Source organism: Streptomyces yokosukanensis, assembly GCF_001514035.1.
Classification (GTDB): domain Bacteria; phylum Actinomycetota; class Actinomycetes; order Streptomycetales; family Streptomycetaceae; genus Streptomyces; species Streptomyces yokosukanensis.
Genome location: NZ_KQ948240.1, coordinates 1 through 25,548 on the forward strand (window position 1 = coordinate 1; position 25,548 = coordinate 25,548).

Below are 25,548 nucleotides of genomic sequence, written 5' to 3' on the forward strand. Positions count from 1 at the left end.
CTGTCACCTGCGAACCCGCATCTCGATCCACCGCCACCGGCCAGGGACACCTCGCCGCTTCCCTCGCCACCCTGCACCAGCAAGTCGCCGGCCTCCCCCTGACCGCGGAGCAGTGGGCCGACAACGACGACGCCACCGTCCTCTTCGCCGAAGAGGCCAGCGGAACTTGGCGCAACCACACCCCCGGTGACCACTCAGGGTGACAACGACCCCTCAGGGGCTGAAGAATGCGCGACTCCCGATTACGCGAGGTTGCCAGTACTGACGTTGGATGCGTGGTGTCGTGGGCGTCGGCGGAAGCGGTCGAATGTGCCCTTGGCGGTTCTGTCGAGATAGTCCTCGCCGCGCCAGCGGGCCAGCACTCGCGCAATCTGCTGAGGAGTTGCGCTGGAGTACTCATGCCACCGGGACTCGCAGCCGTGCGGATAGCCGAGCAAGGTGTTCAGCACGTTGTTCACTGCGTCGTCTAGGTCATCCGGTTCGGAAAATGACGGCCAAGCCTCCACAATTGCGGCAATCTGTTCCCGGGTGAAGCCCATCAGGGTGTGGAACTCCCAGTCGGGGAAGAACGGCCCTCTCACGGCCGCGTCCAGGCACTCCCTGATGGTCTGCAGGTCCTTGGCAGACATCCGCTCAATTGCGCTCATGCCCGGATGATCTCATCCAGCTCCATCATGGTGGTGCTGGTATGAGTCCGGTTCCGACGAGGCAGCCGGCGAGGACGCCGTTGCGGTACTGGAGTCGGCGCAGGGCGCGGCGGATTGTGTTGATCAGGTCCTGCGGGTCGGCGAAGGCTCGGCTTGCGGTGGTGGTGTGCCGCAGTACCCACCTGGGCTCCGTGGATCGTGTGGGTCACCTGCACGTCGTGGACGGGGGCAGTCGTGGTGAGCACGTTCGTGATCAAGTTGGGCTGGTCAGGCTCGCAGTCTCGGTGATGTGGCTGTAGAGCGTGTCCTTGCCTAGGTCGTAGGCGGCGAACAGGTGGCGCACTCCACGCGGGTGGGTGTAAACCGCCCGCCGCCGCGGCCTGGGCTTGGGCTCGGGATCCCTGTGCTTGCCACCGCGTTCGGCTCACTGCCTATCGGGGCGCGGCTGGCGGTTGAGCGGACCGAACCCATCGACACATAAGACCACGACCGGCTCACGTCGGCGATCTCCGCCACCGCCACGCCTTGTGCTGACAGCACCATCTGGGCGAGCCGCCATGTCATGGCTGAGCCGGTGCCTCTGTGGATGATCCGCAGCAACCTCCGGCCTTCATCGTCATCGATTTCACGAACCTGTACACGTGCTGCCACCCGGACCGACTCATGGCGACGCACCGCCTGAGCCAGCACCCGAGCGGCGCGTCACATCACAACAGGGCAGATGCTGACTGATGCGGCGCTAGATGCCCGCCGATGACATGGCGCGATGCGGTCTCGATGCCGCCGGCTCCCGGATTGTGGCGGCCGCCGGCGGGAGGCAGGGTGGTGTCGAGACCGTTTGGGTGAGGCAGAAGGCACACGTCCTGTCACGGATGCGGGCTGTGGCTTGTCCTCATCGCGAAGCGAGTTGTGTGAGCCGGGAACCGGCGAATTCGGTCACCGCCGAACGAGTGGGTCGGTACACCGGTCCGGAATGCGATGGCCGACGCAATATCGTCCATTCCGGGCGGGCCTACGGAGGTGTGGTGCATGTCAGCGAAGAACCCAGAGCACGGGAGCGCCCACGAGGTTTCCTTGCCGCCCGAAGTCAAGTTGCTGCAGGAAGTCACTCCGCCCTTCTTCCCCGAAGGTGGTTCGGGAATGACCATCCTCGTCGAGTGGCCTCCCGGTCACCCCGGGCTCCCTCCGCATCGCCACTCGGGCCCGTCGTTCGGCTACGTGATGGAGGGCGCGGTCCGGTTCGAGCTCGAGGGTGAGCCGGAGCGTGTGGTCGAGGCCGGTGGGACGTTCTGGGAGCCAGGCGGTGACGTGATCCACTACCAGGACGGCAACGCCCTGTCTGACGCGCCGACCAAGTTCGTGGTGACCATGGTGTGCGCGCCGGGTCAGCCGATGCTCAAGCTGGTCGACGAGGAGGAGCTGAAGGAACGGGCACACCTGCGCGCCCCGCGTCCCTCCGAAGGCTGACCTGCGAGATCGACAAGAGCGCGAAGTTTCCGGAGCAGCGGTCCAGGTGCAGAGGTGCCGGGCTTCGCAGCAACCTCCGGTCTTCATCGTCATCGATCTCACGAACGCGCACATGTTCTGCCAGCCGGACCGACTCATGGTGACGCACCGCCTGCGCCAGCACCCGAGCGGTTGGTTCAGACGGCATCCTCGTCGAGGTCACCAGCCCCAGGCTGAACACCAAAGACGAGTTCATTTGCGTCCGCGCCTTCTATCTGGACATTGCCCAATGGTCTGCCGAAGAGCCAGCCCGCTGAGCGCCGTGGGTGGCGCCCTGCCCGATCAGCGACGAGGAGATCAAAACGGAGAAAATACGCACACACCGTCAAGGGCGTTGGCACGGGCGTGGGCGGCGTGCGGGCGGTAGTGCCACTGGCCACGGGCGCCGACGGGACGCTTGCGGCGGATCTCCCGGCTGATGGTGGACGGGCTTCGGCCCAGCTCGGCGGCGATAGCCCGGACCGTCGCCTTCTGCCTTCTGCCTGCGGTCGGCGGCGCTACGGCCATTACGCCAGCGTCGACCGGTCTTCTCGTTGATGCCGACGATCCGGCACGCCTCTTTGTCGCTCGGCCCCTGCTGCATGACCCGGGAGTATGCCTACCGCTCACGCAGCAGCTTCATCGGCCCCTGAGCTACCGTCCGGATCCCGGATCTCGAAGTCCATCGCATCCCTGTGAGGCTGAGATCTCAGTTTGCATCACAGAGATCTCCGATGCCTTAATACTGGCAGTGAGCCGCTGCCATGCGGCCGAGGAGTCTCTGCATGTGACCAGCAAGGAGTTGAGTGATGACGATCTTCGAACCGATCACGGGCCGCTATGTCGCGGTCAACGGTGCACGCACCTACTTCGACGAGGCCGGCGAAGGCGTCCCGATCGTCTGCATCCACCCGGGGGCCACGGACTCTCGGATCTACCGACACCTTCTGCCGTTGCTCGCTGAACGCGGATATCGCGCGATCGCACCCGATCTTCCTGGGCACTGCCGGTCCTACCCGGCACAGTGGCAGCCGGGGACTTCCATTCACGACCACGCCGAGTTCGTGCACGCGTTCGTGCGCACGGTGCTGCCGGGAATCTCGCCCTTTGTGCTCGGCGCCTCTGTCGGAGGCCTGACGGCACTGGATCTTGCCGCGCACCATGGAGAGAGCTACCGAGGTGTCGTCGCGATGCAAGCAGCGTCGTGGACACCGCTGTCGGCCGAGGCTGCCGCATTGCTGGCAGGTCGGACAATCGCGCCCGACGCCGGCTGGACGGATCACCTCGAGTATGCGGCGGTGACCTCGGCGAGCAAGAAGCTGACAGCCGAGCAGGAAACCGAGCTGCGGTGGCTCCAGCGCAGCACCTCCCAGCAGGCCGGTCAGCTCGACGGTCAGGCGTGGGCTTCCCACGATCTGCGCGGCCGGCTCGGCGATGTGCGGTGCCCGGTCCTGCTCGTGCAGGGCACCGACGATTTCTTCGTGCAGGAGGAGCTGGTCGATGACACGGCCGCCGAGATGGGCTCGGCGGCACAGCTGCTGAGGGTGCCTGGCATCGGGCATTACCCGCCGCTTGAGGATCCGGAGTGGGTTGCGCAGGTCGCAGACACTTTTGTGAAGCAGCTGACGGCAACGACGGACTGATCGTTTGCCCTGCCCCTCCCTGTTTCGCCCCCTCAGGCCGACGGGTTCGATTGTGCCCCCGCGAGGTCCGGCGAGAACGCCGACAGAGAGGCCGGGCAAGACCGGACATGATCTCCCCGGACCAGCCGGAGCCAGCGCCTGCACTGCCTATTAAGATCCAAGAACTTGTAACTGAGATATCAAATCCTAGGATGGGTGCGTGAAGTATCTGCCCGCCATCCTCAGCACGGATCACCCCGGCCTGAGCGCCACCGAGCGCGCGTATCTCGCGATCAAGCGGCGGATCATCGAGCTTGACCTGGCACCCGGCACCCAGGTCACCAAGACAGATCTGACGCGGTTGACCGACGCGGGCACCATGCCGGTGAGAGAGGCCCTGACCCGGCTGCAGCGCGATGGGCTGGTCGATGTGCTCCCCCGCTCGGGATACCGGATCCTGCCGGTGACCTTGAAGGGGGCACGCGATCTGTGTGCCTTCCGCCGGCTTCTGGAGACGGAGGCCGCCGCCCTCGCCGCAGAGCGCGGCTGCCCGCAGGATGATCTCGCCCGTATGGAAGAACTCCTCGGCCAGTCCTACGAGCTACGCGACACGGAGAGCATCGAGGCATTCCTTCGCGCCACTCTGGAGTTCGATGCGATCATCGCCGACAACTGCGGGAACGACAGGCTGGCCCGGTCGGTCATCCAGGTCTTCGACGAGCTGGAACGAGTTCTGCGGATCACCTTGGGATCGCTTCCGTTCTCGGTATCAGCCGCGCATCAACGACGTGCGGTCTGGGAAGCGGTCCGCGACCGCGATACGGTCGCGGCCCGAGCCGCCATGGACATCCGCACGCGAACCTCTCAGCAGCAGATCATCGACGCGCTCGCGGCCAGCCCGTCGATCGCCGAGGCCAGCATCACCGTCTTCCGCTGAGCCGTCCCCCGAACCCCGTCCCGGACCGCACTCGACGCCGTCGCGGTCGCCTCTCGTCCCGTCTCACGACCGCGTCGATCGTGGGTGCCGCCACTGCGAGCACCCTCAAGGAGATCCCTGCAGCGGCCGAACGAGCACGCCGCGTCGGGGCCGTCGCGGACAAGCCCGGTGTGCGCCGGTTGCGGGATGTGCCGCTCGGCTACTACTTGCTACTTGTCGGAGGCCGCGGACAGCGCACCCGAACCGGGCGCCTTGCCGGAACCGCTGGACAGCCAACCCGGCCTGACCGCGACCGTGGCCGCCTTGCTCGACTGTGACTTCGACCGGCGCCGTACGGCTCCGGCACTTGACGTGCATCCCGACACGGTCGACAACCGCCCGGCCCGTGTCACCGAGCTGACCGTCGTCAACCCGCGCGCCGTCCGCGGCGTCCAGCTCTTCGGCGCCGCGCCGACCCTGCACCGGATCGCCGGCCGGGACTGCCGGTGACACCGCCGGGCGCGGACGGCGTACCGGACCTGGGACGGTCGTGGATCCCCGTCGGCTGCGGCACCGCCGCATGTCGGTTACGTTGGTAAAGCACCTGGTCACAGGGGGCCGCAAGCTGCAACTCTCCGGGGACGCTCCATGACCGGCCTGATCGTCGTCCTGCTCTTGGTGGTCCTGGCCACCGCCGTGGCGACCGGTGCCCGGCGCTGGAGCCTGCCCGCCCCCTCGCTCCTCGTGGTCGCGGGTCTGGTCGTGGGACTGATGCCCTGGGTTCCCGAGGTCCGCCTGCCGCCCCACGTGATCAACGTGCTGGTGCTGCCACCGTTGCTCTACGCCTCGGCCGGGGAAATCTCCGTCCGCGACCTGCGCACCGTGTGGCGGCCCGTGACCGGCCTGGTCTTCGGCCTGGTCCTCGCCTCGGCCGTCGCCGTCGGGTACGTGGCCCATGCGATCACCCCGCTCACCGCCGCGACCGCGTTCATCCTCGGCTCCGTCCTGGCCAGCACCGACCCCGTGGCCGTGACCGCGCTCGGCCGGCGCCTGTCTCTCCCGCCACGCGTGCAGGCCATGGTGCAGGCGGAAAGCCTGTTCAACGACGCCACCTCACTGGTCCTGTACAAGGTCGCCGTGGCCACCGCGGTGTCCGGCAGCACCATCAGCGTGTCCGGGACCGCCCTGCAGTTCGTGATCCTTGCGGGCGGGGGAGCTCTCGTCGGGGCGGCGCTCGCCGCGCTGGTGACCCTGATCCGCAGACGGACCGACGACCCCATGCTGGAGACGGTCATCGCGTTGGTCACTCCCTACGCCTCCTACGTCATCGCGGAGCAGGCGCACACCTCCGGCGTGACCGCCGTCATCGTGTCCGGGGTCGTCCTCGGCAGCACCGGCCACAAGCTCGCGGACGCCCCCGTCCGCCTCCAGGTCCACGCCGTCTACGACACCGTGACCTTCCTGCTGGAGAGCGTCGTCTTCGCCCTGATCGGGCTCGAACTCCCCTCGACCGTGCGTCATCTCGCGCGTGACGAGCACGGCTGGCCACTGTGGGTGCCGGTGATCGCCTTCACTCTGCTCGCGATCCGACTGCTGTGGATCTTCCCGCTGTCCGCCCTGATCCACCACCGGCACGGGGAGGGCGACAACCGCCTCTCCTGGCGCGTCCCGGCCGTCCTGTCCTGGGCGGGCACCCGAGGCGTCATGCCGCTGGCCGCCGCGCTCTCCGTCCCCCTGGTCACCCACACGGGGGCGCCGCTGCCGCACCGGGCGCTCGTCCTCACGCTCACCACCGGGACCGTCGCGCTCACTCTCGTCTTCCAGGGTTTCACCCTGGCCCCCGTGGTCCGCCGCTCCGGCATCGCTCTGGAACCGGAGCACACCGCCCGCGAGGAGGCGCGCACCCGCCGCCACATCGCCCACGCCGCTCTCGACGAGCTGAAACTGCTGGGCGATCTGGACCAGCTCGCCCAGCTGGGTACCGCCGCCGAGGCCGCCCTGAAACAGGCCCGTCGTCATCTGGAAGCGCGCATCCACCAGGTCGAGGACGCCCACTACAGCGACCCGGACGCCCGCCCTGCGGACGCCTACCGGGAGATACGCCGGACACTCATCGCCATCGAGGCGGCCGAGCTCCAGCGCCTCTACGAAGCGAACAAGATCAGCAACCCCACCCGGCGCCGGATCCAGCACGAACTCGACCTCGAAGAAGCCAGCCTCCGTCCCCGCGACTGAATGCCGATTCCAGCAGCCGCGCCACCGGCCCCGGCCCCGGCTGCGGCCGCGGCGCGATGGTGCGCCGATTGCGTTGCTGCACCCGGCGCACCACTTCGTTCCGGGATCAGCCGATGCCCGGCGCGGTGGGCATGGCGTATCGCTTCCGGTCGTAGCGCGGGCTGTCGTTCTGCGTGACCTTCAGTGAGGATGCGTAGCTTCCGTAGTCGGTCAGCGCGACCTTGCCGAGGCCGCCGGTGGAGCCGTCCAGGTTCCATACGGCGATGGCGATGCGGTTGTGCCCGTTCGGGTTCAGGATGCCGTCGGGGACCGGGAAGCTGTGCTGCGGGCCGAGGTAGTTGACGTAGTTGCCCATGTCCCAGCCGTTGACGTAGATCTCGGCGCGGTACGTGCGGGACGGGTCGTCGGTGACGGTCAGGCCGAGCGACGTGTCCTGTCCCTCGGGCAGGTCGAGGGCGACGTCGGTGGTGTACCAGGAGACGCCGGGAGTGGTGTCGGTCGCGGGGAGGGTGGCCGGGGTCCAGTTGCCGGTGGGGTAGCCGGGCAGCATCCAGCCGGCCCGTTCACCGTAGAGGCCGCCGGTGGCCAGCGGGCCGCGTACGGTGTCGACGGGGCTCTCGCCGCCGCGGACACCCTGCAGCCGCCAGGTGATCGTGTTCAGCGGATCGCCGTCGAGGAGGGCGCCGGTCAGGCCGCGGGCGGCCTTGTTGCCGTTTGACTCGTCGTAGTCCTCCTCGTGGCCCATGTCGACCGTCAGCACGGACACCACGTTGCCGCCGCCGGCCTTGACCGCTCCGGCCGGGAAGGCGTAGGTCTTGCGGCCGTCGGCGGTGGAGCTGCCGAGGAAGGTGCCGTTGAGCCACACCGAGGAGGCCGCGGCCTTGCCGCCGCTCTGCGTGGCCAGGGTGATACCGGTCTCCTTGCCGGTGCCGGTGAACCTGCCGCGGTACCAGGTGCTGCCGGTGTGGAAGCCGTAGTCGTCGGCGAACAGCACGGGGAGGCTGCCCGGTTGTGTGGTGCTGTGCGTGGTGGTCTTGTCGGCCACCTGCCACGTGGAGTCGTCGAAGCCGGCCTGCGCCTCGGGGGACTCCTGCCTGTGCTTCCAGTGGGTCAGGGCCGGCAGGGCGATCGGAGCGGCGGTGGGCACGGTGCCGGTGAGGCTGCCGCTTGCCGAGGCCGTTGTGCGGACTGATGTGCCGTTCCAGGTCAGGGAGACGGCGTCGGCGAAGACCTCGACCGAACCGTCCTTGCCGGTGTCGCCGGTCAGATGCAGGGTCTTCCCGCTGGATGCCGCTCCGCGCAGCAGATGGGTGCCGCGGAGCAGAACCGGGCCGGCCGCGGTGTCCTGCCGCCAGAAGGTCTTGGCGGTATCGGTGTCGGCGAGCAGCAGGAGCAGCGGGTGGGCGCCTCCGGTGACGGAGATCCGGGTCAGACCGGTGTGCTGGTAGTTCAGGCGGAGGTCGCCGGTGGCCGGGTCCCAGGTGGAGGTGACGCCGCCGCCTGTGGAGGTCACCGTCGGCTTGGACGCGTAGTGCAGGACCGTCTCGCCGTCCGAGCCGTGGTCGCCGTAGAGCACCGTGACATCCCGTCCGGCGATGGTGGCGTCGGTCATGAGCTGCGAGGTGGAGTACTGGAGGTGGTTGCCGCCCAGGTCGTAGTCGGCGACGATGATCGAGGACTCGCGGCCGTCCAGGGTGAGGGCGGTGCCGGGCTGCTGCGGGACGGTGTAGACGGGGGCCGTCGCGGCGGAGCCCGTGGTCACGTCGACGGCGTCGACCGTCACGAAATCGCCGGAGGCGGCGGAGTCCTTGGCCCCGGTCACCACGATCTTCAGGGTGTGCGGTCCCTTGGCGAGGCCGCTCGCCTGGTACGCCACGTACTGGTTCTGCTTGGACGCGCCGTAGCCGTCGACCGTTTTGACCTTGCTGCCGTCGAGGTAGACGTCGGCGATGCCGTGGTTCGAGTCGAGGTTGCTGATCCACTTCACGCCGGTGCCGGTGAAGGGCACGGACACGGCGTCCCCGGCGGTGTCCGAGAACGACTCGGTGTGCTGGTAGTCGCCGCCGGTGTAGTTCTGCTCCGCGCCGACGTGCGACCAGCCGCCGGTGTACGTGAGAGCCGGGTCCGTATCGTCGTAGGTGTATCCCGGGTGGGCGCCGAGGTCGATCGTCACATGACCGCTGTCCCTGGTGGTGGCGGTGGAGTCGGTGTGCCGCAGGACGTGGAACTGGGTTCCGGTGTCGGGGTTGGCGCGCGCGGTGTCGACGATCTTCGGGTTGTCGGTGGGTGTGGAGGGGAGCGCGTCGGTCTTGGTGAGGGGCGTGACGGCGTGGGTGAAGTAGCCGATCAGCTTGTCCTGGTCGTACTTGGGGTCGAGTTGGCGGGTCTCGCGGATGGCGGCGCCGTAGTCGTACGAGGTGTAGTTCTCCGGCATGCCCAGCCAGCCCCAGTTGGTGCCGCCGTAGGTCATGTAGAAGCTCTGCGAGGTCGCGCCGACCGCGATGTTCTGCTTGTAGAACACGTCGGCGAACCGGTCGTTGATGAGCTGGGCGCACTTGTCGTAGCCGGGTCCGCCCCACGGGTCGAAGGCGCCGCCCTGGAACTCGGCGGTCGCCAGCGGCTTTCCGGCCACGTGGTCGTAGCTGATGTCGGGAACGCCGTTCCACTTCGTGGGACTGGAGCAGTTGAAGCCCTGCGGGTAGGAGTCGGCGCCGTCCACGTCCAGGGCGGCGTCACCGGCGTTGAAGGTGCCGTTGTTGTTGCCGACCAGCGGCACGGTGATGCCGTCGGCCTTCGCCTTGTCCTCCAGGTGCTTCATGTAGGTACGGCCGGCCGCCGAGCCGTGGTAGTACTCGTTCTCCACCTGGTACTCGATGACCGAGCCGGTGCCGTCGGTGAGCTGGTGGCGCTTGATGACGCGGTCGATCTGCGTCTGCCACTCGTCGCTGTACTTCAGGTACTCCGGGTCGGAGGTGCGGGTGTTGCCGGCCTTGGTGGACAGCCAGCCGGGGAAACCGCCCCCGTCGACTTCGGCGTTGATGTACGGGCCCGGCCGGGCGATCACGTAGATGCCCAGTTCGTCGGCCATGTCGAGGAGCTTGTCCACGTCGCGTACGCCGGTGAAGTCGTAGACGCCGGGCACGGGGGAGTGGTATCCCCAGTCGAAGTAGAGCGACACCGCGTTGAAGCCCGCCGCCTTCATCTTCTGGAGTGTGTCGAGCCAGAGGGCCTGGCTGGGCTGCCGGAAGTAGTGGAACTCTCCCGACCACAGGTACGTCCGCTTTCCGTCGATCATGAACGAGTAGCCGTCGTACGTCACCGAGTGTGTCGCGGGTGAGGCCGCGGCAGGTGCGGCGGAGGACGTCGGGACGGCGCCCGCCGCGGGCTGCACACCGGTGCCCACCCCACACATCAGGGCGACGGCCGCAGCGACCGACAAGCAACCTCTGGCTGCCCGGCGACCCGGGCCATGAGCCTTCATCTGGTCCTCCAACGAGATGATCACCCCCCGAAAGCCAACCACTGCACCAGAACTCATGACTTCAGAGGTTTGGATTATGTGTGAATCTGTTGACGTTAGGGGAGTGTTGCGGGTCGGCGGGGGTGGCGCAAGACCTCGGGTGCTGTTCTCTTCGGGAACCGAGGGGGCGGACGATGTCTGAAAAGCGTTGCTGCACAAGGGGTGTTGACGGGACTTGCCGACACCCTAGGATCCCTGCTGCTCGAAGTATCGATCGCCGTACGGGATATCGAACGAGGGAAGGGATCACATGCCTGGAGAAGCCGGAGTGCCCCGCAGAACCGTCCTCACCGTCCTGGGCGCCGCCTCCCTCGCCGGGACCTTCGCCGCCGCCGCTCCCGCCGGGGCAGCCGGACGCATCGGCACCTTCGCAAGCGCCACCGTGGCGGACCTCCCCGCCGCAGCCGCTCACTGGACCTTCGACGAGGGCTCCGGCACCGTTGCGGCCGACTCCTCCGGCAACGGCCGCACCGCGACGCTCCAGGGCGCGGCCGGCTGGGCCACCGGCAAGGCAGGCCCCCACGGCCTGAGTCTCACGGCGGGCGGCAACGCCACGGCGTCCGGGCCGGCTCTCGACACCGCCAAGGCGTTCTCGGTGGGCGCCTGGGTCAATCTCGCTCGGCTCGGCGGCTACCAGACCGCCGTCAGCATCGACGGCAAGATCGTGAGCTCCTTCTACCTTGGGCTGCGCGACGACACCGGCACCTTCGCCTTCGCCCGGCTCGACTCGGACGCCACCCAGAGTGCCGCGGTGGCCGCCGCCGCTTCAGCACCCACCACCGACACCTGGACCCACCTGGTCGGCGTCAGCGACCCGACCGCCGGCATCCTTCGCCTCTACGTCAACGGCGTACTGGAGGGGGAGACGGCCTACACCGAGGGCTGGGCGGGCAGCGGCGACACCGCCATCGGCCGTGCCCTCTACGGCGGCAGCCACGTCGACCAGTGGCACGGCCTGGTCGACGACGTATGGCTGTTCCCGTCCGTCCTCACCCCCGAGCAGGTCGCGGCGCTGGCCGGGGTCCCGGCGCAGACCACGACGCCGCTGCTGAGCGTGGACGTCGGCAATCCCGGGCACGCCGTGTCCCCCGTCCTGCCCGGTGTGATGTTCGAGGACATCAACCACTCCGGCGAGGGCGGCATCTACGCCGAGCTGGTGCAGAACCGCTCGATGATGGCCGACGACAGCACGCCCGTCCACTGGTCCGCCGTCGGCGAAGCGACCCTCGCACTCGACACCACCACCCCGCTCAACGCCGCGCTCGACCGTTCCCTCAAGGTCGTGCTGCCGAGCGGCGCGGGCGCCGGAAACCGGGCCGGCGTCGCCAACGACGGCTTCTGGGGCATACCGGTACGGCCCGGAACCACCTACACCGCCCGGCTGTTCGCCAAGGCGTCGAAACGCATCGGCCCGCTCACGGTGGCCATCGAGTCGGCGGACGGGGCGACGGTGTACGCGTCCGCCCATGTGCCCCACATCGGCACCGCCTTCCCCGGCCGCCCGTTCGAGCTGACCCTCCGCACCGGTTCGCGCACCCCCGTGGCCGGCGACGCGAGGCTGACCGTCACCACGGCCGCCCCCACCGCTGCGGGCGAGACCCTGTGGCTTCAGCATGTGTCCCTCTTCCCGCCCACCCACCACAACCGGCCCAACGGCCTGCGCGTCGACCTGATGGACAAACTGGTCGCTCTGAAGCCGAAATTCCTGCGCTTCCCCGGTGGGAACTTCGTCGAGGGCAACACCGTGGCGACACGGTTCAACTGGAAGAACACCATCGGCCCGGTCTGGGAACGCCCCGGCCACATGGACGACGCCTGGGGGTACTGGTCCACGGACGGCCTCGGACTCCTCGAATACCTGGAGTGGGTCGAGGACCTGCACGCCCAGCCGGTCCTCGCCGTCTACGCCGGCTACTCGCTCAAGGGCGAACACGTCACCGGCGACAAGCTCCAGCCGTTCGTCCAGGACGCGCTCGACGAGATCGAGTACGTCACCGGTCCTGTCACCAGCACCTGGGGCGCACGACGTGCCGCCGACGGACATCCGGAGCCGTTCCCGCTGGAGTTCGTGGAGATCGGCAACGAGGACTGGTTCGACTCCTCGGGGTCCTACGACGAGCGGTTCGCGGCCTTCCATGACGCGATCAAGGCGAAGTACCCGCAGCTCAAGCTGATCGCTACGACGCCCGTGACGAGCCGCACGCCGGACCTGATCGACGAGCACTACTACCTCGCGCCGTCCGCCGCCCAGGCCTCCACCCACAAGTACGACGACCGGGACCGCAACGCGACGAAGGTGTTCGTCGGAGAGTGGGCCGCCCAGGAGGGCCGTCCCACCCCCGACCTCAACGCGGCGCTCGGCGACGCCGCTTGGCTGGCCGGGCTGATCCGCAACTCGGACCAAGTCCTCATGGAGTGCTACGCGCCGCTCTTCTCGCACGTCAAGAACAACGTCTGGGCCACCAACCTGATCGCCTACGACAACCTCACCAGCTATGTGTCGCCCAGCTATTGGGCCCAGCACATGCTGACGAGCAGGCTCGGCGACACGGTGCTGCGGGCCACCGCACGAGCGCTGCCCGGCCTCGCCACCGTGGCCACCCGCTCCGGAAACCGTCTCTACCTCGCGGTTGTCAACTGCCGTACCCACCAACTGGACGTGCCGATCGAACTGAAGGGGCTGGCCCGCGGGGTCAGGAGAAAGGCCACCGCGACGGTTCTGACGGGCCCCTCGCGCGCCGCCACCAACACACTCGCGGAACCTGACACGTTGGTGCCCAGGACGAGCACCGTCACCGGAGCGGCAGCGTCCTTCACCAGCACCGTGCCGCCACTCTCGGTCACCGTACTGGAGCTCGTCCTGACCTGATCGCCGGTGTCACCGAGATGCCGCGAGCGATGCCGCCGTGAGTCGGTCCACGGCCGCCGCGACCGCCTTGGGGCTGGAGATCATCGTCAGGTGCCGGGCGCCCGGGATGAGCGCCGCGGGCGGTGCGCCGATGCGCCGGGCGGTCTCCTGCGGCGTCTGCCGGGTGAATACGTCGTCCTGGGCACCGAACACCACAGACTTGGGCAGGCGCACTCCGGCGAGCCGCGCCACCTGGTCCGCCGGCAGCCCCGGCACCCCGGCGGCCAGCATGCTCCACAGCGCGCTCTCCGCGCCCGGCACCCGGAGCGGACGTCGCCACTGATCCAGACCGGCGGCGTCCAGGCGCGGACAGGCAGGCCCGCACTGTGCGTCGTACACGCTGCGGATCACCGCGTCGACGCCGAGTCCGAGCCGCAGCAGGCTGGTGCGGTACGGGTCGAACAGCACGTACTTCAAGGCCGGTGGCGGCCCGGCACCCGTGTCGAGTGCGTCCCCGTCGAGGAGCATGACACCGCCCAGTCGGCCGGGGGCCCGCAACGCCGCCTCGGTGACCACGGCGGCTCCGCTGGAGTGCCCCACCAGCAGCGGGCGCTCGCCCGGTCCGCCGAGGTGCATGGCGGCCAGGAAGCCCAGGAGTTGCCGGGTGAAATGGTCGACGGTGTACGGGCCGTGGCGCTCGCTGTATCCGTCGCCCGTCAGGTCGAGCGCGTACACCCGGTGGTCGCGGGCAAGTAGCGGGGCAAGGCGCGACCAGGTGTCCACGGACTCGAAGGCGCCGTGCACCAGGACGACCGGTGGGCCCGCCGTACCCCAGGTCTGGTAGCGCGTGCGGACGTCGGCGGCCTGCACGTACCTGAGCCCCCGCGGCGGTGTGGCGCGTCCGGCCGTGACGCCGTTGTAGACGAACGAGGCCGCCGTGACGACCACCAGCACGACGCCACAGCCCAGCGCGAGGCGCCGCAGCCACCGCCGCAGCCGGGAGCGGTGTGGCCGGTGCGGGCGCTCGGAAGGGAGCGAGGGCGGAGCGGACACCGAAGCGGCGCCCTCGGCTCCGTCTCCTGCTCCCTTTCCTGCTCCTGCTCCGCGAAGATCAGCTGTCACGGCACACAGCATCGCGCACGGCATACCTGCGGTCATCCTTCGGGTGGAGTCATTACGACTACTCCGCCGGGCGCAGGGGAGCATCGGACGGGGAGGCGGAGGCGCCGGGCGGCGTTGGGCCGAGCGCGGTCGGCACCGCGTCGGTGACCCAATCGACAGAGACGGGACACAGGCTGTCCGTTGGCAGCGAAGTCAGTCGGACGTGATTCGCTGACCTGCGGTGGACCGACTTCGCTGGGGTCTCGCGGCTCGTGGCGCCGGCCCTGCCCGCGACCGTACGGTGACGCCTTGGCGGACCGTCAGGTCAATACGCCTGTGACAGAACGAAGACGTCGCGGTGGACTGCCCGTAACTCGATGCGGGATACAAATACTTCCGACCGCACGTACCGCGCCAGTCCTGGGGGAACACCGTGAAGTACACCCGCGTCACTGCTCTCACCGCCATCGGCCTCGCCGCCACCCTCTCGCTCACCGCCTGTGGCAACGACGGCTCCGGGAAGGATTCGTCCTCCAAGAGCCCCTCGTCCTCGTCTTCTTCGTCCTCGGAGGGTGCCTCGAAGTCGAAGGGCGGCTCGGGCTCCGGCGGCTCGGCGGCCGACGACACGAAGGCGGGCTCCAGCAACGCGAAGTCGAGCTCCGGCAAGGACACCGAGTCCAGCGCCGGCGCCGGGAACGGCACGCAGGGGACCGGCGGCAAAGTCACGTTCTGCAAGACGGAGGACCTGGCCATCGACGCTAGCGACGCCGCGCCCGACAAGACCTCCGGCAGGATCAACATCACCATGGTCAACCGGGGTTCGACCACTTGCTCGGCGACGGGCTTCGCGGGCGTCGACATCAAGGACGCCGACCACACCTCGACCCCCATCGAGCGCGGCCACGCCCAGCCGCGTATCACGACTCTGAAGCCCGGCGACGCTGCTGTCTTCGACCTCGCCTACGACATCGACAACACCGGCAAGAGCCTCGCGTCCCCGACCGACATCCTGGTGACGCCGCCGAACGAGACCCACACCGTGAGCCTGAAGTGGCCCGCGGGCGCGGGGAAGATCAAGGGCGCCTACACCGACGTTGAGGTCTACCCCACACACACGACCAAGTAAGAGCTGTGCGCGCTGCGAGCGCTGGTGGCCAACTGCCTTATCCGGCCAGGATCTTGGCCATCCAACGTCTAGGAGCGTGGGTCAGTAACGGCTTGGCTTCCGCCGAGGCTGGAGCGCGGGGTCCCGACTGGGCCTTGGCCTGGCCTAGGCTGCCGGTCATGAATCGGGCCATGACCAGCGGTGTGACCAGTGAGCCAGCCATCCTTAACGCTATGGAGCTGGCTGCCGATCCGGAGCTGGAGGCCCGGTTTGCGGAGTCAGCCCATCAGATCCTGGCGGACCTGGTCGGTGGAGGTGCCGCACTGGGCTGGGTTGAACCACCCTCGCGGGATGAGGTGGCGGAGCTTCTCGGCCATGTCGTGGCTGCGGTGCAAGCCGGGGATGCGGCCCTGCGGGCCGCTTACCTCGACCGTCGGCTTGTCGGGTTGGGGTACTGGCTCCGCTACGCCCGCCCGACCCATCGGCCACACGCCGATCTTGAGAAGATTGCGGTAGATGCTACTGCTCATGGTCGTGGTGTCGGCCGGGCGCTGACCGCTGCCTTGGTCGCTGACGCCCGGGAGACGGGTATCGAGGTCCTCACTCTGGACGCCCGTGGCGACAACACCAATGCCCTGCATCTCTACCGGTCGCTGGGCTTCACCGAATACGGCCGTCTGTCCGGCTTCGTCGCCGTCGGCGAACGCCGCTACGACAAGGTCTTCTACATGCTGGACCTCCGTCAGCAAAGCTGACCACGACGACGCACGAGGGCCCGGCAGCGACCTGCTGGCGCTTCGCGATCTTTCATGCTCAATGATCACGATATGCGTGGTGAGGATGGGCTGTTCGAGGTCGGGCCGGTCAAGAAGAAGTTGCCCCAGCCTCGTCACGGCCCCATCAGGCCGCGCACCTGACGCGCAGAACTCCATCCCGGCCTCACAGGCGCCGACCGGACGACCGCGACTGATCCCACCACTGACGGCCACCCGACCAGTTTCCTGTTACTGACCCACGCTCCTAGCTGAGAGATGTCCGGCAGCTACTGCAGGGGGCGGACGCCTCGGACATGTGTGATGACGTCTGGTTGGCCCAGACCGGCACGGTTGATCCGCCCTCGGCCTCGGATCACGCCGTCGGCGGCCAGTCTCTTCCGCAGTGCGTCGGGTGCCAGTGAGTGTTCAAAGCCCTCACTGAGGCCTCGCCCCGTATCTGCGTACTCGTAGCGGACCGCGTACATCTTTCTCTCGTGATGCCATTCGCAGGGAACCAGAGGTCGTGCGAGGACCGCCTCGAACCACTCTGCCGTTCTGTTGCCCAGCTCCGTAGGGCCGCCCTCGGCTCTGAAGGTGAACTCGCTCAGGGTCTGCCGGATGGTGAAGTCCTGGTTGTGGAGTGCGCCGCCACGGACGACGGAGCCGTCGAAGTGGGCGCCCACTGTCAGGACTCCCTGGTTGCGTTGCGGGTCGCCGATGTGTAGACAGACGATCAGCCGGCCGTCGGAGGTGTGCGCCGACGGCAGCACGACGGTGTCGAGCGGGTCCACCAGTCAGGAGCCCGCCCGTTCGGCAAGAACCTCCACAAACGCGCGTTGCGCGACATCCAGGTCGTCCTCGTCGTATTCGAACCAGGGGATCTCATGCATGACCGCACTCTGCGGGCGGCACAACGGCTGACCGGGAACTGCCGGCCGCAAGTGAGATATCGACGAACCCGCGGCTGTGGCAGGTCATGCCTGTTCGTCTATTGCTGGCCGGAGTCGTGAGCCGCGCTGAGGATGAGTTCCGTGACGGCTTGCGGGTGGGAGACCAGGGACACGTGTGAGGAGTTGATCTCCACTGTCTTGCGTGCGTGTGCGCGTTTGGCCTCGTACCGTTCGAGGCTGGGATCGATGGCGCGGTCCTGTTTGCCGACGAGCACGTAGACGGGCTTGTCCCGCCAGGCTGCTTCGGTGACCTTGTCGGTGAAGGCCGACTGCGCGATCGGGCGCTGTGTCGATGCCATGACGGACGCCTGCTGCTGGGAGAGGTCCTGGGCGAAGGTGGCGTGGAGTTTGGCGGGCTGGATGTACACGTCGGTGCCCGTGGTGCCGTCGCCGTTGCGGAACGGAACCTGCTTGAGGGCCTTGGTGAGCGGGGCCGCCGGGAACTTGCCGGAGAGGCTGGCGAAGGACTCTCCCTTGTCCGGCATGATGGCGTTGACGTACACGAGTGCCTTGACGTTGTCGACGCCGGCGGCCGCCTGTGAGATCACTTCGCCGGCGTAGGAGTGTCCGACGAGGACGATCGGTCCCTTGATGGTCTTCAGGAGGCTGTTCAGGTATGTCGAGTCCTGGGGAATGCCACGCAGCGTGTTGGGTGGGGCGATGACCTGGTAGCCGTCCTGCTGCAGCCGCTGCACCACTGCGTTCCAGCTGGACCCGTCGGCGAATGCTCCGTGTACAAGCACCACGGTTGGCTTCTGGGCCGCCGGGGCCCTGCCGATATCGTCCGCGGCGTGAGTCGGCATCACGGCCAGGGCGGAGAGGACCGCCACTCCAAGGGCCAGTCTGCCCTGGCCCGATGTCAGGATTCCGGAGACGGTCATGTGCTTCCACTTCCTCGGCGTACAAGGTGAACTCGGCCTGTTCGGCGGCTCAGAACTGTGAGGATTGTGCGGAAGGCGTCGGCCGTAGCCGCCGCGATTGCCGTGTGCGGTCGGCGACGCGAACCGGGACGGTGCTTTTGACGCGGAAGGGGTGATCATCCGCGTTCCGCCGTATGTCGTGGATCACCATCTTCGCGTGTCTGCGCTTGCCGCGCATCCGATGTGGCCGTGCTGGATGATCGGCACCGGGCGTGGTGGCCGCTCGACATGCCGTCGCTGTTGGGCTCCAGGGTTCTTGTCGAGCTGCAAGGCGCGGATCCCGATGGTTGAGGCCTCGCCGCTGGTTGCGCGAGGGTATAAATAGGCGAATTGCTGTCTTTGTCAAGCGGTCATACGGTTGACCTTATGGCTATCGCTACGACCACCGGCACCGCCCGTGCCGTCGGCCTGCACCTGGCCATCGCGGAAGTCGTACGCGAACGCCTCCACCTGGCGGCAGACTATGGGCGCGCCCGCGCGGACGTTGCCGCGACCTGCCGCACGTCCCCGCGAGCCGCTCCCGACCGGGCCGTCCCTTCCGAAGAAGCGTGGGAGGAACGATGACCCGCGCCGGCCTCGCCGCCGCGCGCTCGAGCACGGCGCACCTGGCGGAGATCATCCCCAAGGTCGCCGACGAGCAATGGGACCTGCCCTCAGCGTGCGACGGCTGGCGCGTCATCGACGTGGTGGCCCACCTCGCGGCCCTCGCCTCCGAGGCGGTCGACCCGCCGCCACCCGACCCCGCACTGCCGAGGAACCGGGAGCGCTACCACGACCTGCGCGTCGACGAACGCCGCAGCTGGAGCCACGCCGACGTCCTCGACGAATGGCGGCGCAGCACCCCCCGGCAGCTGGACCTCCTGGAAGCGGCCCAGGAACCGCCCCGGGCCGACGAGCCCGTCGACGTACCTGGGCTCGGAACGTATCCGCGCCACCTCCTGGCGAACACCATGGCCTTCAACGTCTTCTGTCACCTGCGCAACGACATGCTCGCCCCGGACGGCCCGCTCCCGTTCACTCTCCCAGAACCGACCGACGACCTGGTCGCCCCCGCCGTAGACTTCATGCTCGCCGGCCTCCCCCAGATGCAGGTGCCCGAACTCACCGCTACCGTCAGCCAGCCCCTCGTCCTCGACCTGACCGGGGCGGGCGCCACCACCGTCACCATCCTCCCGGCGACCGGGCCGGACGGAAAGCTGACCGTGGCACCTGGTGTGGACGACGCCACCGCCCGAGTCCACAGCACGGCAATCGAGTTCATCGCGTGGGCCACCACCCGCAAACCCTGGCGTGACCATTGCCGTATCACGGGGGACGCCTCCGCCGCGACACCGTTTCTCGACTGCCTCAACATCATTTAGCAGAGGGCTGCGTGACGGCTCATCTACTATCGCCTCAATCAATCGCTATACGTGAGGAGTGTCGTATGGCCAAGGTCCTTTGCGTGATGACCGGTGCGAGCTACTGGACCCTGAAGGACGGACACCGGCACCCGACCGGTTACTGGGCCGAGGAGTTCACGGCTCCATACGGTGTGTTCACCGACGCCGGACACGAGATCACCGTGGCAACTCCTGGCGGCGTCGTTCCCGTTGTGGACACGATGAGCCTGGAGCCTCGCATGGCCGGCGGCGAGGAGACTGCCCTGCGGCAGGAGGCCGTCATCGAGTCGGCGGATGAGCTTCGACGTCCCATCTCCCTCAAGGAAGTGCATCTTGAGGACTACGCCGCGGTCTACTACCCCGGAGGTCACGGCCCGATGGAAGACCTTTCGGTCGATCCCGACTCCGGGGCACTGCTGCGAAAGGCACTCGCTTCCGGCAATCCACTCGGCATCGTCTGCCATGCGCCGGCTGCTCTCCTTGCGACCCGCGACGCAAACGGTGACACGCCGTTCGCGAACTATCGTGTGACGGGCTTCTGTAACGAAGAGGAGGCGGGCGTCGGTTTCGCCGACAAGGCAAAGTGGCTGCTGGAGGACGAGCTGAAAAAGTTGCCGACGCAGTATTCGCGAGGTCCGGCATGGAAGCCGTACACGGTCGTTGACCGCACCCTTTTCACAGGGCAGAATCCGGCTTCGTCGGGTCCACTCGCCAAAGAGATTGTCAAGGCTCTGTCCTGACCGAGGGGCGCGAAGTCTGGCTCGTGACCGGTTACGACACCGCTCGCCAACTGCTGAGCGATCCACGAGTCTCCGCTTCATCGGGACCCCAGAGCGGGCCCTGGCCGCGTTCACCCCCAGTTCAAAGAACACCCTTCTCGCGATCCTCCGGCACCGCCCCTCCGCCCCCTCACCGTCAAGCAGTTCGCCAAGGTGGGACCGGTGGTCCGCCGAGCGGAGCGAGAAACCCGGATCGAGGAGCTGTTGGCGTCGATGACCAAAGCACGCGGTGGGGAGGGGGGAAATAGCGGCGGCCCTGTGCTGGCGATGAGGCCTATTGGTCAGCGTCGCCATGTGTGACGTCTAGGCCGCTTGTGATGGCTCTTGCCGGGTTGGGTGGATCAGCTCTTCGGCTGGGCAGGTGCGCCTCGTGTGGGCCCGGTCGGCCTCCCCCGGATGGCTTTCCCCAAGAGCGCCGCGGGAGATGTCGAATTAGCCTCCGAGATGAGCGCGCACTGCATGAATCCTCTGATGGCGCGCTCCGACCCGTGGAGGACAAATGCGCAACATACAGAAGGCCGCTGTTGCGGCCGCCATCATCGCCGGCGCCAGCCTTGTGGGCACCGGTCCTGCCAACGCCCTGACCACCGAGCGCATGCACCCCAGCGGCGGGTGCATCGACATCCTCGGGGAGGTTGGCGTCCTCAACGGATTGCTCGGAAACCTGCTCAACGGCGAGGGAAGCCCAGGTGGACAAGGCACGCAGTGCTAGCGCTGTGACAGGGAAGGTTCACCGGTTGGACGTGGATCTTGAGTTCCGATCGTCCGAGTAGGGTCTGCCCTACGAAGGCGACTGGGAGCCTGACCAGATTGTCGTGGTCGAATTCCCGGACAGCGAGTCCGCACGGGGGCCGGTGACTCGCGCGTGGGGGACCGTCCCATGTCCTGGAGCGGGAGCTGAGTCAGGCGGCACGGGCGAGGGGGCATCCCCTGGCGCGAGCCCCCTCGCCGCGCCAGGTTGATCAACTCGGCGAACCTTCCGGTCGTGGCGTCAGGGGGCGACGGGCAGCCGGCGCTTGTGTTCGGTGAGGCGGTAGCGGCGGAGGATCGTTTCGAAGGACCGTTCGTCCACCGGCTTGCCCTCCAGGAAGTCGTCGATGTCGTCGTAGGTGACCCCGAGCGCGTCCTCGTCGGCCTTGCCCGGGTCGAGCGCCTCCGGGTCGGCCGTCGGGGTCTTCCACACCAGCTCGGCGGGCGCGCCCAGCGCTTGACCAGGTCGGCGGCGCCGTCGCCGAACGTGGTGAAGAAGCCGGAGACCGCCTCGGCGGCGTGGTCGGTGCCGACGACCAGGCCGTCGTGCGCGCCGGCCACCGCGTACTGGGCGATCATGCGCTGCCGGGCCTTGATGTTGCCGTGTACGAAGTCCTGGTGGTGGGCGTCGCGGAGGTTCACGCCGGCGGCCAGCGATGCCTCGAGCGCGGCAGCGCTCGCGGGCTTGATGTCCACGGTCAGCACGTGGTCGGCCCGGATGAAGGAGAGCGCGAGCTGGGCGTCGTGCCCGTCGGCCTGGACGCCGTAGGGCAGCCGCATCGCGTAGAACCGCGCCTCGTGTCCGGCGGCCTGGGCCCGATCGACGGCGTGCCGGCACATCCGGCCGGTGGTGGTGGAGTCCACGCCGCCGCTGAAGCCGAGCACAAGGGAGCGCAGACCGGTGGAGGTCAGCCGCTCCGCGAGGAAAGCCACCCGGCGTTCGATCTCCTGCTCGGCCTCGAAGGCCTCGGCGACCTGGAGTTCCCTGGCGATATCCTGCTGCAGGGCGATGGACGCCGGCTCGCTCATTTCCGTTCCTTGTTCCGGTTCACGAAGTGCTGACGCGCCCGCGCTAGTGCTGTCACCGCACAGGCTCGCAGGGTGAGGTCAGGCTGCGGTTCTGAGGGGGCGTCCGCCGCAGCGGAGGCCCTTCTCGCCGCGGATACGGGTACGTTCGCGGCGTTCGGCGGCCAGGACGTCTCGGTGGCGGGCGTTGGCGTTGCGCCAGCGCAGGTAGGCGTGGGGGGCCCGGGTCCGCCCCGTGTGGTTGGGGTGGTTGGAGTCGGCGATGGTGAACTGCCGTGGTGGTCCGAAGTGGGGCTGGATCGGGTTGGCCCAGGACGCGTAGGTCGGGGTGAAGCACGTTCGACCGTGTCGTCGCCGACCGGGTAGCTGCCGTGGAAGTACCGTACGCCGTGGGTGCGGTGGTAGGTGGTAGGCAGCCGGTCGGGGTGTGCTTGTTCGGCCCGGCCCGACCCTGCGGTGGGCCGAATCCCGAGCGGGGGCCTACTTTGTGGGTCTCGTTCTCACTGCACCTGGCCTCAGCCGCCGGGGGCGACCGGCTCAGGATCGGCGTCGAGCGCAGCGAGCACCGCGTCGCCGTTCGCCCTCGCCCATTCGGTCAGCATGTGGATCGGATCGATGAGCGTCGCCCCGAGCGGGGTGAGCTCGTACTCGACGCGGGGCGGCACCTCGGCGTAGGCGTGGCGGCTGACGAGTCCGTGCGCCTCGAGGCGTCGGAGCGTCTGGGTGAGCATCTTGCGGGAGATGCCGCCGATCAGCCCGATCAGCTCGCCATGGCGCACCGGGCCCTTGCTGAGGCCGTAGAGCACGACCACTGTCCACTTGTCGGCGATGAGTTCGACCGCCAGACGCGCCGGACAGTCGGCGAGAAAGGGATCTCCGGGACCGAAACCGCTCATGGCGCCAAAGGTACCTGCTGGTTCCTGTCGGAAACCTAGCCTGGGTTCTGTTCCCCCCTCCCAAGCCAGGAGAGTCATGCGTGTCATCACCCAGCAGACGCTCGGCGGTCCCGAGGTGCTCACCATCGTGGACGCGCCCGAGCCTCAACCCCTTCCGACCGAGGTTCTCGTCCGCGTCAAGGCGATCGGGCTGAACCCGCTGGAGGCGCGCCTGCGCGCCGGCGAGTTCCCGCTGATCGGCCGGCCGCCGTTCATCCTCGGCTGGGACATCAGCGGCGTGGTCGAACAGGCGCCGGGGACGTGGCGGTTCAGGCCCGGCGACGAGGTGTTCGGTATGCCGTTGTTCCCGCGGGCGGCGAACGCGTACGCCGAGGTCGTGTCGGCGCCGGCGTTGCACCTGGCACGCAAGCCGGCGTCGCTCTCGCACGTCGAGGCGTCGGCGTTGCCGGTCGCCGGGCTGACGGCGTGGCAGGGTCTCGTCGATCTCGGCGGTGTGACCGAGGGCGACCGCGTTCTGGTCCACGGCGGAGGCGGCGGGGTCGGCCACGTCGCGATCCAGATCGCGAAAGCGCTCGGCGCGCACGTGATCACGACCGCAAGCGGGAGCAAGCGGACGTTCGTCGAGGGGTGCGGCGCCGACGAGGTGATCGACTACACGGCGGTCGACTTCACCGAGGCGGTCCGCGACGTCGACGTCGTGCTCGACACGATCGGCGGCGACACCGTCGAGCGGTCCCTCGAAGTGCTCCGCCCCGGCGGTCACCTGGTGACGGCGGTCGCCGAGGAGGATGCGGGGCTCGCCGCCAAGTACGAGGCGGCCGGCATGCGCTTCAGCGGCATCGCGGTCGACCCCGATCCGGTCGCCCTGCGAGGTCTGGTCGAACTCGTCGAGCAAGGCAGGCTCCGGGTCCACGTGCAGGAGACGTTCCCGTTCGAGTGCGTCGCCGACGCGCATCGGCTGCTCGACGGCGGTCACCTCCAGGGCAAGCTCGTGCTCACCGTCTGATCCCGTCGTGGGGCCTCGCGTGAGCAAGGCTCCACTGATGAACGGCTGGTGACGTGCGCCTGTGACAACCCGACGAGGAGCACATCTGCCGCTACCGCGAACGCGACTTCCGCGAATGCCAGGTCCTTCGAGAACCCCGAGCCTCCGCCCTCTCGAACGACCTGGCATCCCAGCAGGTCAACGGCTCGCTATCCGACAGATGCACTGTGACAGGACACCGCGTGGCGCCCCGTCGAGAGGGGCGAGCAGGAGCATGTGTGTACGGCATGGCCCGTCCCTCGATCCGCGCGGACCGAGGAACGGGCCATGCCCGTGCCAGGGCCGGCACAGCGCGTTTCGGCAGCACGGGGTTTGCGGTCGGGAACCGTGGCCGCGCCGGGCCGCGTCCCTTCTCCGGAACCGTGGAAGGACACCCATGAGCGTCGACCCACCCCGCCCGTCAGGGCGGTCGCCATATGGCGGGCCGCGGCCCGCGGGCGACCCGCCGCGGCCGTACACGCCGCTGTGGCGACGGCTGCGTGAGGACGAATGGCCGCCGCTGGGTGAGGTGTTGAGGGGGCGGCGGGCGCAGGTGGCCCCTGGCGTGGTGCTGGTGCTGGTCCTGCCGTGCTTTTGGTGGCTGACCGTGCCGCTGCTGGTCGGCTACCAACTGGCCCGTACGGCCCGCCGTATGGCGCGCCGGGTCTTCCCCGTACGTCCGGCAGGGCGGATCGAGGACCCCGAGGTGTCCCGGGTACAGCGGGTGCGGGCCTGGACGGCCCTGGTCATTTCAGTGGGGCTGCTGGCCGCGTTCGGTGGCTGGCAGGACGTGGCGGACGCACAGAAGCAATTCCTGGAACGGCTGTTGTTCGCGCCCTGGCTGGCACTGTTGAGTGCGGCGCTGGTAGTGGCGCTGCTCTTCTGGGCGGCCAGACCCGGGACGCGGCGGGCCATGCGGACGCAGCTGTGGCTGGCCGGCCGGTCGGCCCTGTGGTACTTCGGCGCCTGGACGCTGGTGCCGCTGCTGTTCATGGCGGCGGGCAAGGGGATGGGGCTGCTGCCCAGCAGCGCCAACGGGCTGTTCGGGCTGCTGCTCTGGGTGTCCGTGATGTTCGTGTGCTGGGCGCCGTTCTGGTGGGTGATCTTCTTCCTCTGCTTCACCTCCGGACCGGCGCTGCGCCACGCCTTCAACCTGTCCGCCCTGCACGCGGCGCTGCCCGCGCTGGTCACCACCGTCCTGGTCTGGGTGTTCGCCTTCCTCGGCCTGTCGTCGGGAGGCCTGCCACCGGGCCCGCTGCCGCTCGCGGTCTGCGCGTTCCTCGGTGGCCCGGTGTCGGTGACTGCATTGACCTGGTGGGAGATCCACCGGCTGCAGCGGCAGCACGGGGTGCGGTGGCGGGGTTAGCGCCGCGGAGCTGGGAGTTCCGTCCGGCCGGACGCAGCATGGCTCGGCCGGACACGGCACGCCAGGCCGCGACGAGCGCCCGCACAGAGGGGAGCCGACTCGTCCGGTGACGCCGGGCCACGGCCGCCGGCCTACTCGTCGCGCCAGTTGTACGGCTGCGGGATCTCGTGTCAGGTACCGAAGGGCGGAACAGCGCTGGACGGGGCGCGGGTTCGACCGCG

Annotated in this window: 19 protein-coding genes and 4 pseudogenes; 14 read left to right on the forward strand and 9 right to left on the reverse strand. The window is 68.4% G+C overall.

What is annotated here, in order from left to right:
* Positions 1 to 203 (forward strand): annotated as a pseudogene (locus AQI95_RS48575) (hypothetical protein); the annotation flags it as partial.
* A gap of 39 nt (positions 204 to 242) precedes the next feature.
* Here AQI95_RS48575 and AQI95_RS42155 read toward each other — a convergent pair.
* On the reverse strand, positions 243 to 647 hold the full coding sequence (locus AQI95_RS42155; RefSeq protein WP_067136561.1) for a hypothetical protein: 405 nt from the start codon (positions 645 to 647) through the stop codon (positions 243 to 245).
* A 1,029-nt stretch (positions 648 to 1,676) separates the two neighbouring features.
* Between AQI95_RS42155 and AQI95_RS42160 the strand changes: the two genes are divergently transcribed.
* Positions 1,677 to 2,114: a cupin domain-containing protein gene (locus AQI95_RS42160; protein WP_067136563.1), complete on the forward strand. Its 438-nt coding sequence runs from the start codon at positions 1,677 to 1,679 to the stop codon at positions 2,112 to 2,114.
* Between the two features lie 369 nt (positions 2,115 to 2,483).
* Here the strand turns inward: AQI95_RS42160 and AQI95_RS50515 are convergent.
* A pseudogene (locus AQI95_RS50515) lies at positions 2,484 to 2,818 on the reverse strand (helix-turn-helix domain-containing protein); the annotation flags it as partial.
* Positions 2,819 to 2,941: 123 nt separating this feature from the next.
* Between AQI95_RS50515 and AQI95_RS42165 the strand changes: the two are divergent.
* From AQI95_RS42165 to AQI95_RS42180, 4 genes are all read left to right on the forward strand, one after another.
* Positions 2,942 to 3,775 (forward strand): alpha/beta fold hydrolase, encoded by an 834-nt coding sequence (locus AQI95_RS42165; RefSeq protein WP_067136565.1) that lies wholly within the window; start codon positions 2,942 to 2,944, stop codon positions 3,773 to 3,775.
* Positions 3,776 to 3,974: 199 nt separating this feature from the next.
* On the forward strand, positions 3,975 to 4,691 hold the full coding sequence (locus tag AQI95_RS42170) for a GntR family transcriptional regulator (RefSeq protein ID WP_067136567.1): 717 nt from the start codon (positions 3,975 to 3,977) through the stop codon (positions 4,689 to 4,691).
* Between the two features lie 213 nt (positions 4,692 to 4,904).
* Positions 4,905 to 5,180 carry a helix-turn-helix domain-containing protein gene (locus tag AQI95_RS42175; RefSeq protein ID WP_067136569.1) on the forward strand — a complete coding sequence of 92 codons (276 nt, stop codon included), beginning with the start codon at positions 4,905 to 4,907 and terminating at the stop codon, positions 5,178 to 5,180.
* A 138-nt stretch (positions 5,181 to 5,318) separates the two neighbouring features.
* Positions 5,319 to 6,905: a Na+/H+ antiporter gene (locus AQI95_RS42180; protein WP_067136571.1), complete on the forward strand. Its 1,587-nt coding sequence runs from the start codon at positions 5,319 to 5,321 to the stop codon at positions 6,903 to 6,905.
* A 106-nt stretch (positions 6,906 to 7,011) separates the two neighbouring features.
* Here the strand turns inward: AQI95_RS42180 and AQI95_RS42185 are convergent, their stop codons facing one another.
* Complete coding sequence (locus AQI95_RS42185) at positions 7,012 to 10,344, reverse strand: beta-galactosidase (RefSeq protein WP_244189073.1); 3,333 nt, start codon at positions 10,342 to 10,344, stop codon at positions 7,012 to 7,014.
* Between the two features lie 331 nt (positions 10,345 to 10,675).
* Between AQI95_RS42185 and AQI95_RS42190 the strand changes: the two genes are divergently transcribed.
* A complete protein-coding gene (locus tag AQI95_RS42190; RefSeq protein ID WP_079071950.1) occupies positions 10,676 to 13,294 on the forward strand; it encodes a LamG-like jellyroll fold domain-containing protein in 2,619 nt (872 codons plus the stop codon).
* Between the two features lie 9 nt (positions 13,295 to 13,303).
* Here AQI95_RS42190 and AQI95_RS42195 read toward each other — a convergent pair whose 3' ends face one another.
* Positions 13,304 to 14,326, reverse strand: coding sequence for an alpha/beta fold hydrolase (locus tag AQI95_RS42195; protein ID WP_067136573.1), 1,023 nt, complete (start codon positions 14,324 to 14,326; stop codon positions 13,304 to 13,306).
* A gap of 481 nt (positions 14,327 to 14,807) precedes the next feature.
* Here AQI95_RS42195 and AQI95_RS42200 point away from each other — a divergent pair, with 481 nt between their 5' ends.
* Together AQI95_RS42200 and AQI95_RS42205 are read left to right on the forward strand one after the other, a co-directional pair.
* On the forward strand, positions 14,808 to 15,500 hold the full coding sequence (locus AQI95_RS42200) for a DUF4232 domain-containing protein (protein WP_067136575.1): 693 nt from the start codon (positions 14,808 to 14,810) through the stop codon (positions 15,498 to 15,500).
* A 158-nt stretch (positions 15,501 to 15,658) separates the two neighbouring features.
* Complete coding sequence (locus tag AQI95_RS42205) at positions 15,659 to 16,234, forward strand: GNAT family N-acetyltransferase (protein ID WP_067136601.1); 576 nt, start codon at positions 15,659 to 15,661, stop codon at positions 16,232 to 16,234.
* Between the two features lie 287 nt (positions 16,235 to 16,521).
* On the opposite strand, the gene AQI95_RS42210 is transcribed toward AQI95_RS42205, so the two are convergent.
* Both AQI95_RS42210 and AQI95_RS42215 read right to left on the reverse strand, forming a co-directional pair.
* Positions 16,522 to 17,025 (reverse strand): hypothetical protein, encoded by a 504-nt coding sequence (locus AQI95_RS42210; RefSeq protein WP_244189074.1) that lies wholly within the window; start codon positions 17,023 to 17,025, stop codon positions 16,522 to 16,524.
* Positions 17,026 to 17,222: 197 nt separating this feature from the next.
* A complete protein-coding gene (locus AQI95_RS42215; RefSeq protein ID WP_244189075.1) occupies positions 17,223 to 17,930 on the reverse strand; it encodes an alpha/beta fold hydrolase in 708 nt (235 codons plus the stop codon).
* Between the two features lie 734 nt (positions 17,931 to 18,664).
* Between AQI95_RS42215 and AQI95_RS42220 the strand changes: the two genes are divergently transcribed.
* The 3 genes from AQI95_RS42220 to AQI95_RS42230 all read left to right on the forward strand — a co-directional run bounded on the left by AQI95_RS42220 (position 18,665) and on the right by AQI95_RS42230 (position 20,977).
* Positions 18,665 to 19,465, forward strand: a complete 801-nt coding sequence (locus AQI95_RS42220) for a maleylpyruvate isomerase family mycothiol-dependent enzyme (protein ID WP_067136579.1) — start codon at positions 18,665 to 18,667, stop codon at positions 19,463 to 19,465.
* Between the two features lie 65 nt (positions 19,466 to 19,530).
* Positions 19,531 to 20,226 carry a type 1 glutamine amidotransferase domain-containing protein gene (locus AQI95_RS42225; protein ID WP_067136581.1) on the forward strand — a complete coding sequence of 232 codons (696 nt, stop codon included), beginning with the start codon at positions 19,531 to 19,533 and terminating at the stop codon, positions 20,224 to 20,226.
* Between the two features lie 538 nt (positions 20,227 to 20,764).
* Entirely contained in the window at positions 20,765 to 20,977 is a 213-nt protein-coding gene (locus tag AQI95_RS42230; RefSeq protein ID WP_067136583.1) for a hypothetical protein, read from the forward strand.
* A 279-nt stretch (positions 20,978 to 21,256) separates the two neighbouring features.
* Here AQI95_RS42230 and nadE read toward each other — a convergent pair.
* The 3 genes and pseudogenes from nadE to AQI95_RS42240 all read right to left on the reverse strand — a co-directional run bounded on the left by nadE (position 21,257) and on the right by AQI95_RS42240 (position 22,937).
* Positions 21,257 to 22,044, reverse strand: a pseudogene (nadE, locus tag AQI95_RS42235) (ammonia-dependent NAD(+) synthetase).
* A 78-nt stretch (positions 22,045 to 22,122) separates the two neighbouring features.
* Positions 22,123 to 22,517 (reverse strand): annotated as a pseudogene (locus AQI95_RS49600) (IS630 family transposase); the annotation flags it as partial.
* A gap of 39 nt (positions 22,518 to 22,556) precedes the next feature.
* Positions 22,557 to 22,937, reverse strand: coding sequence for a winged helix-turn-helix transcriptional regulator (locus tag AQI95_RS42240; RefSeq protein WP_067136585.1), 381 nt, complete (start codon positions 22,935 to 22,937; stop codon positions 22,557 to 22,559).
* Positions 22,938 to 23,013: 76 nt separating this feature from the next.
* On the opposite strand from AQI95_RS42240, the gene AQI95_RS42245 reads away from it, so the two are divergent.
* A complete protein-coding gene (locus tag AQI95_RS42245) occupies positions 23,014 to 23,943 on the forward strand; it encodes an NADP-dependent oxidoreductase (RefSeq protein ID WP_067136587.1) in 930 nt (309 codons plus the stop codon).
* Positions 23,944 to 24,526: 583 nt separating this feature from the next.
* Positions 24,527 to 25,327: a hypothetical protein gene (locus tag AQI95_RS42250; RefSeq protein ID WP_208614405.1), complete on the forward strand. Its 801-nt coding sequence runs from the start codon at positions 24,527 to 24,529 to the stop codon at positions 25,325 to 25,327.
* The last annotated feature ends 221 nt before the right edge of the window (positions 25,328 to 25,548 follow it).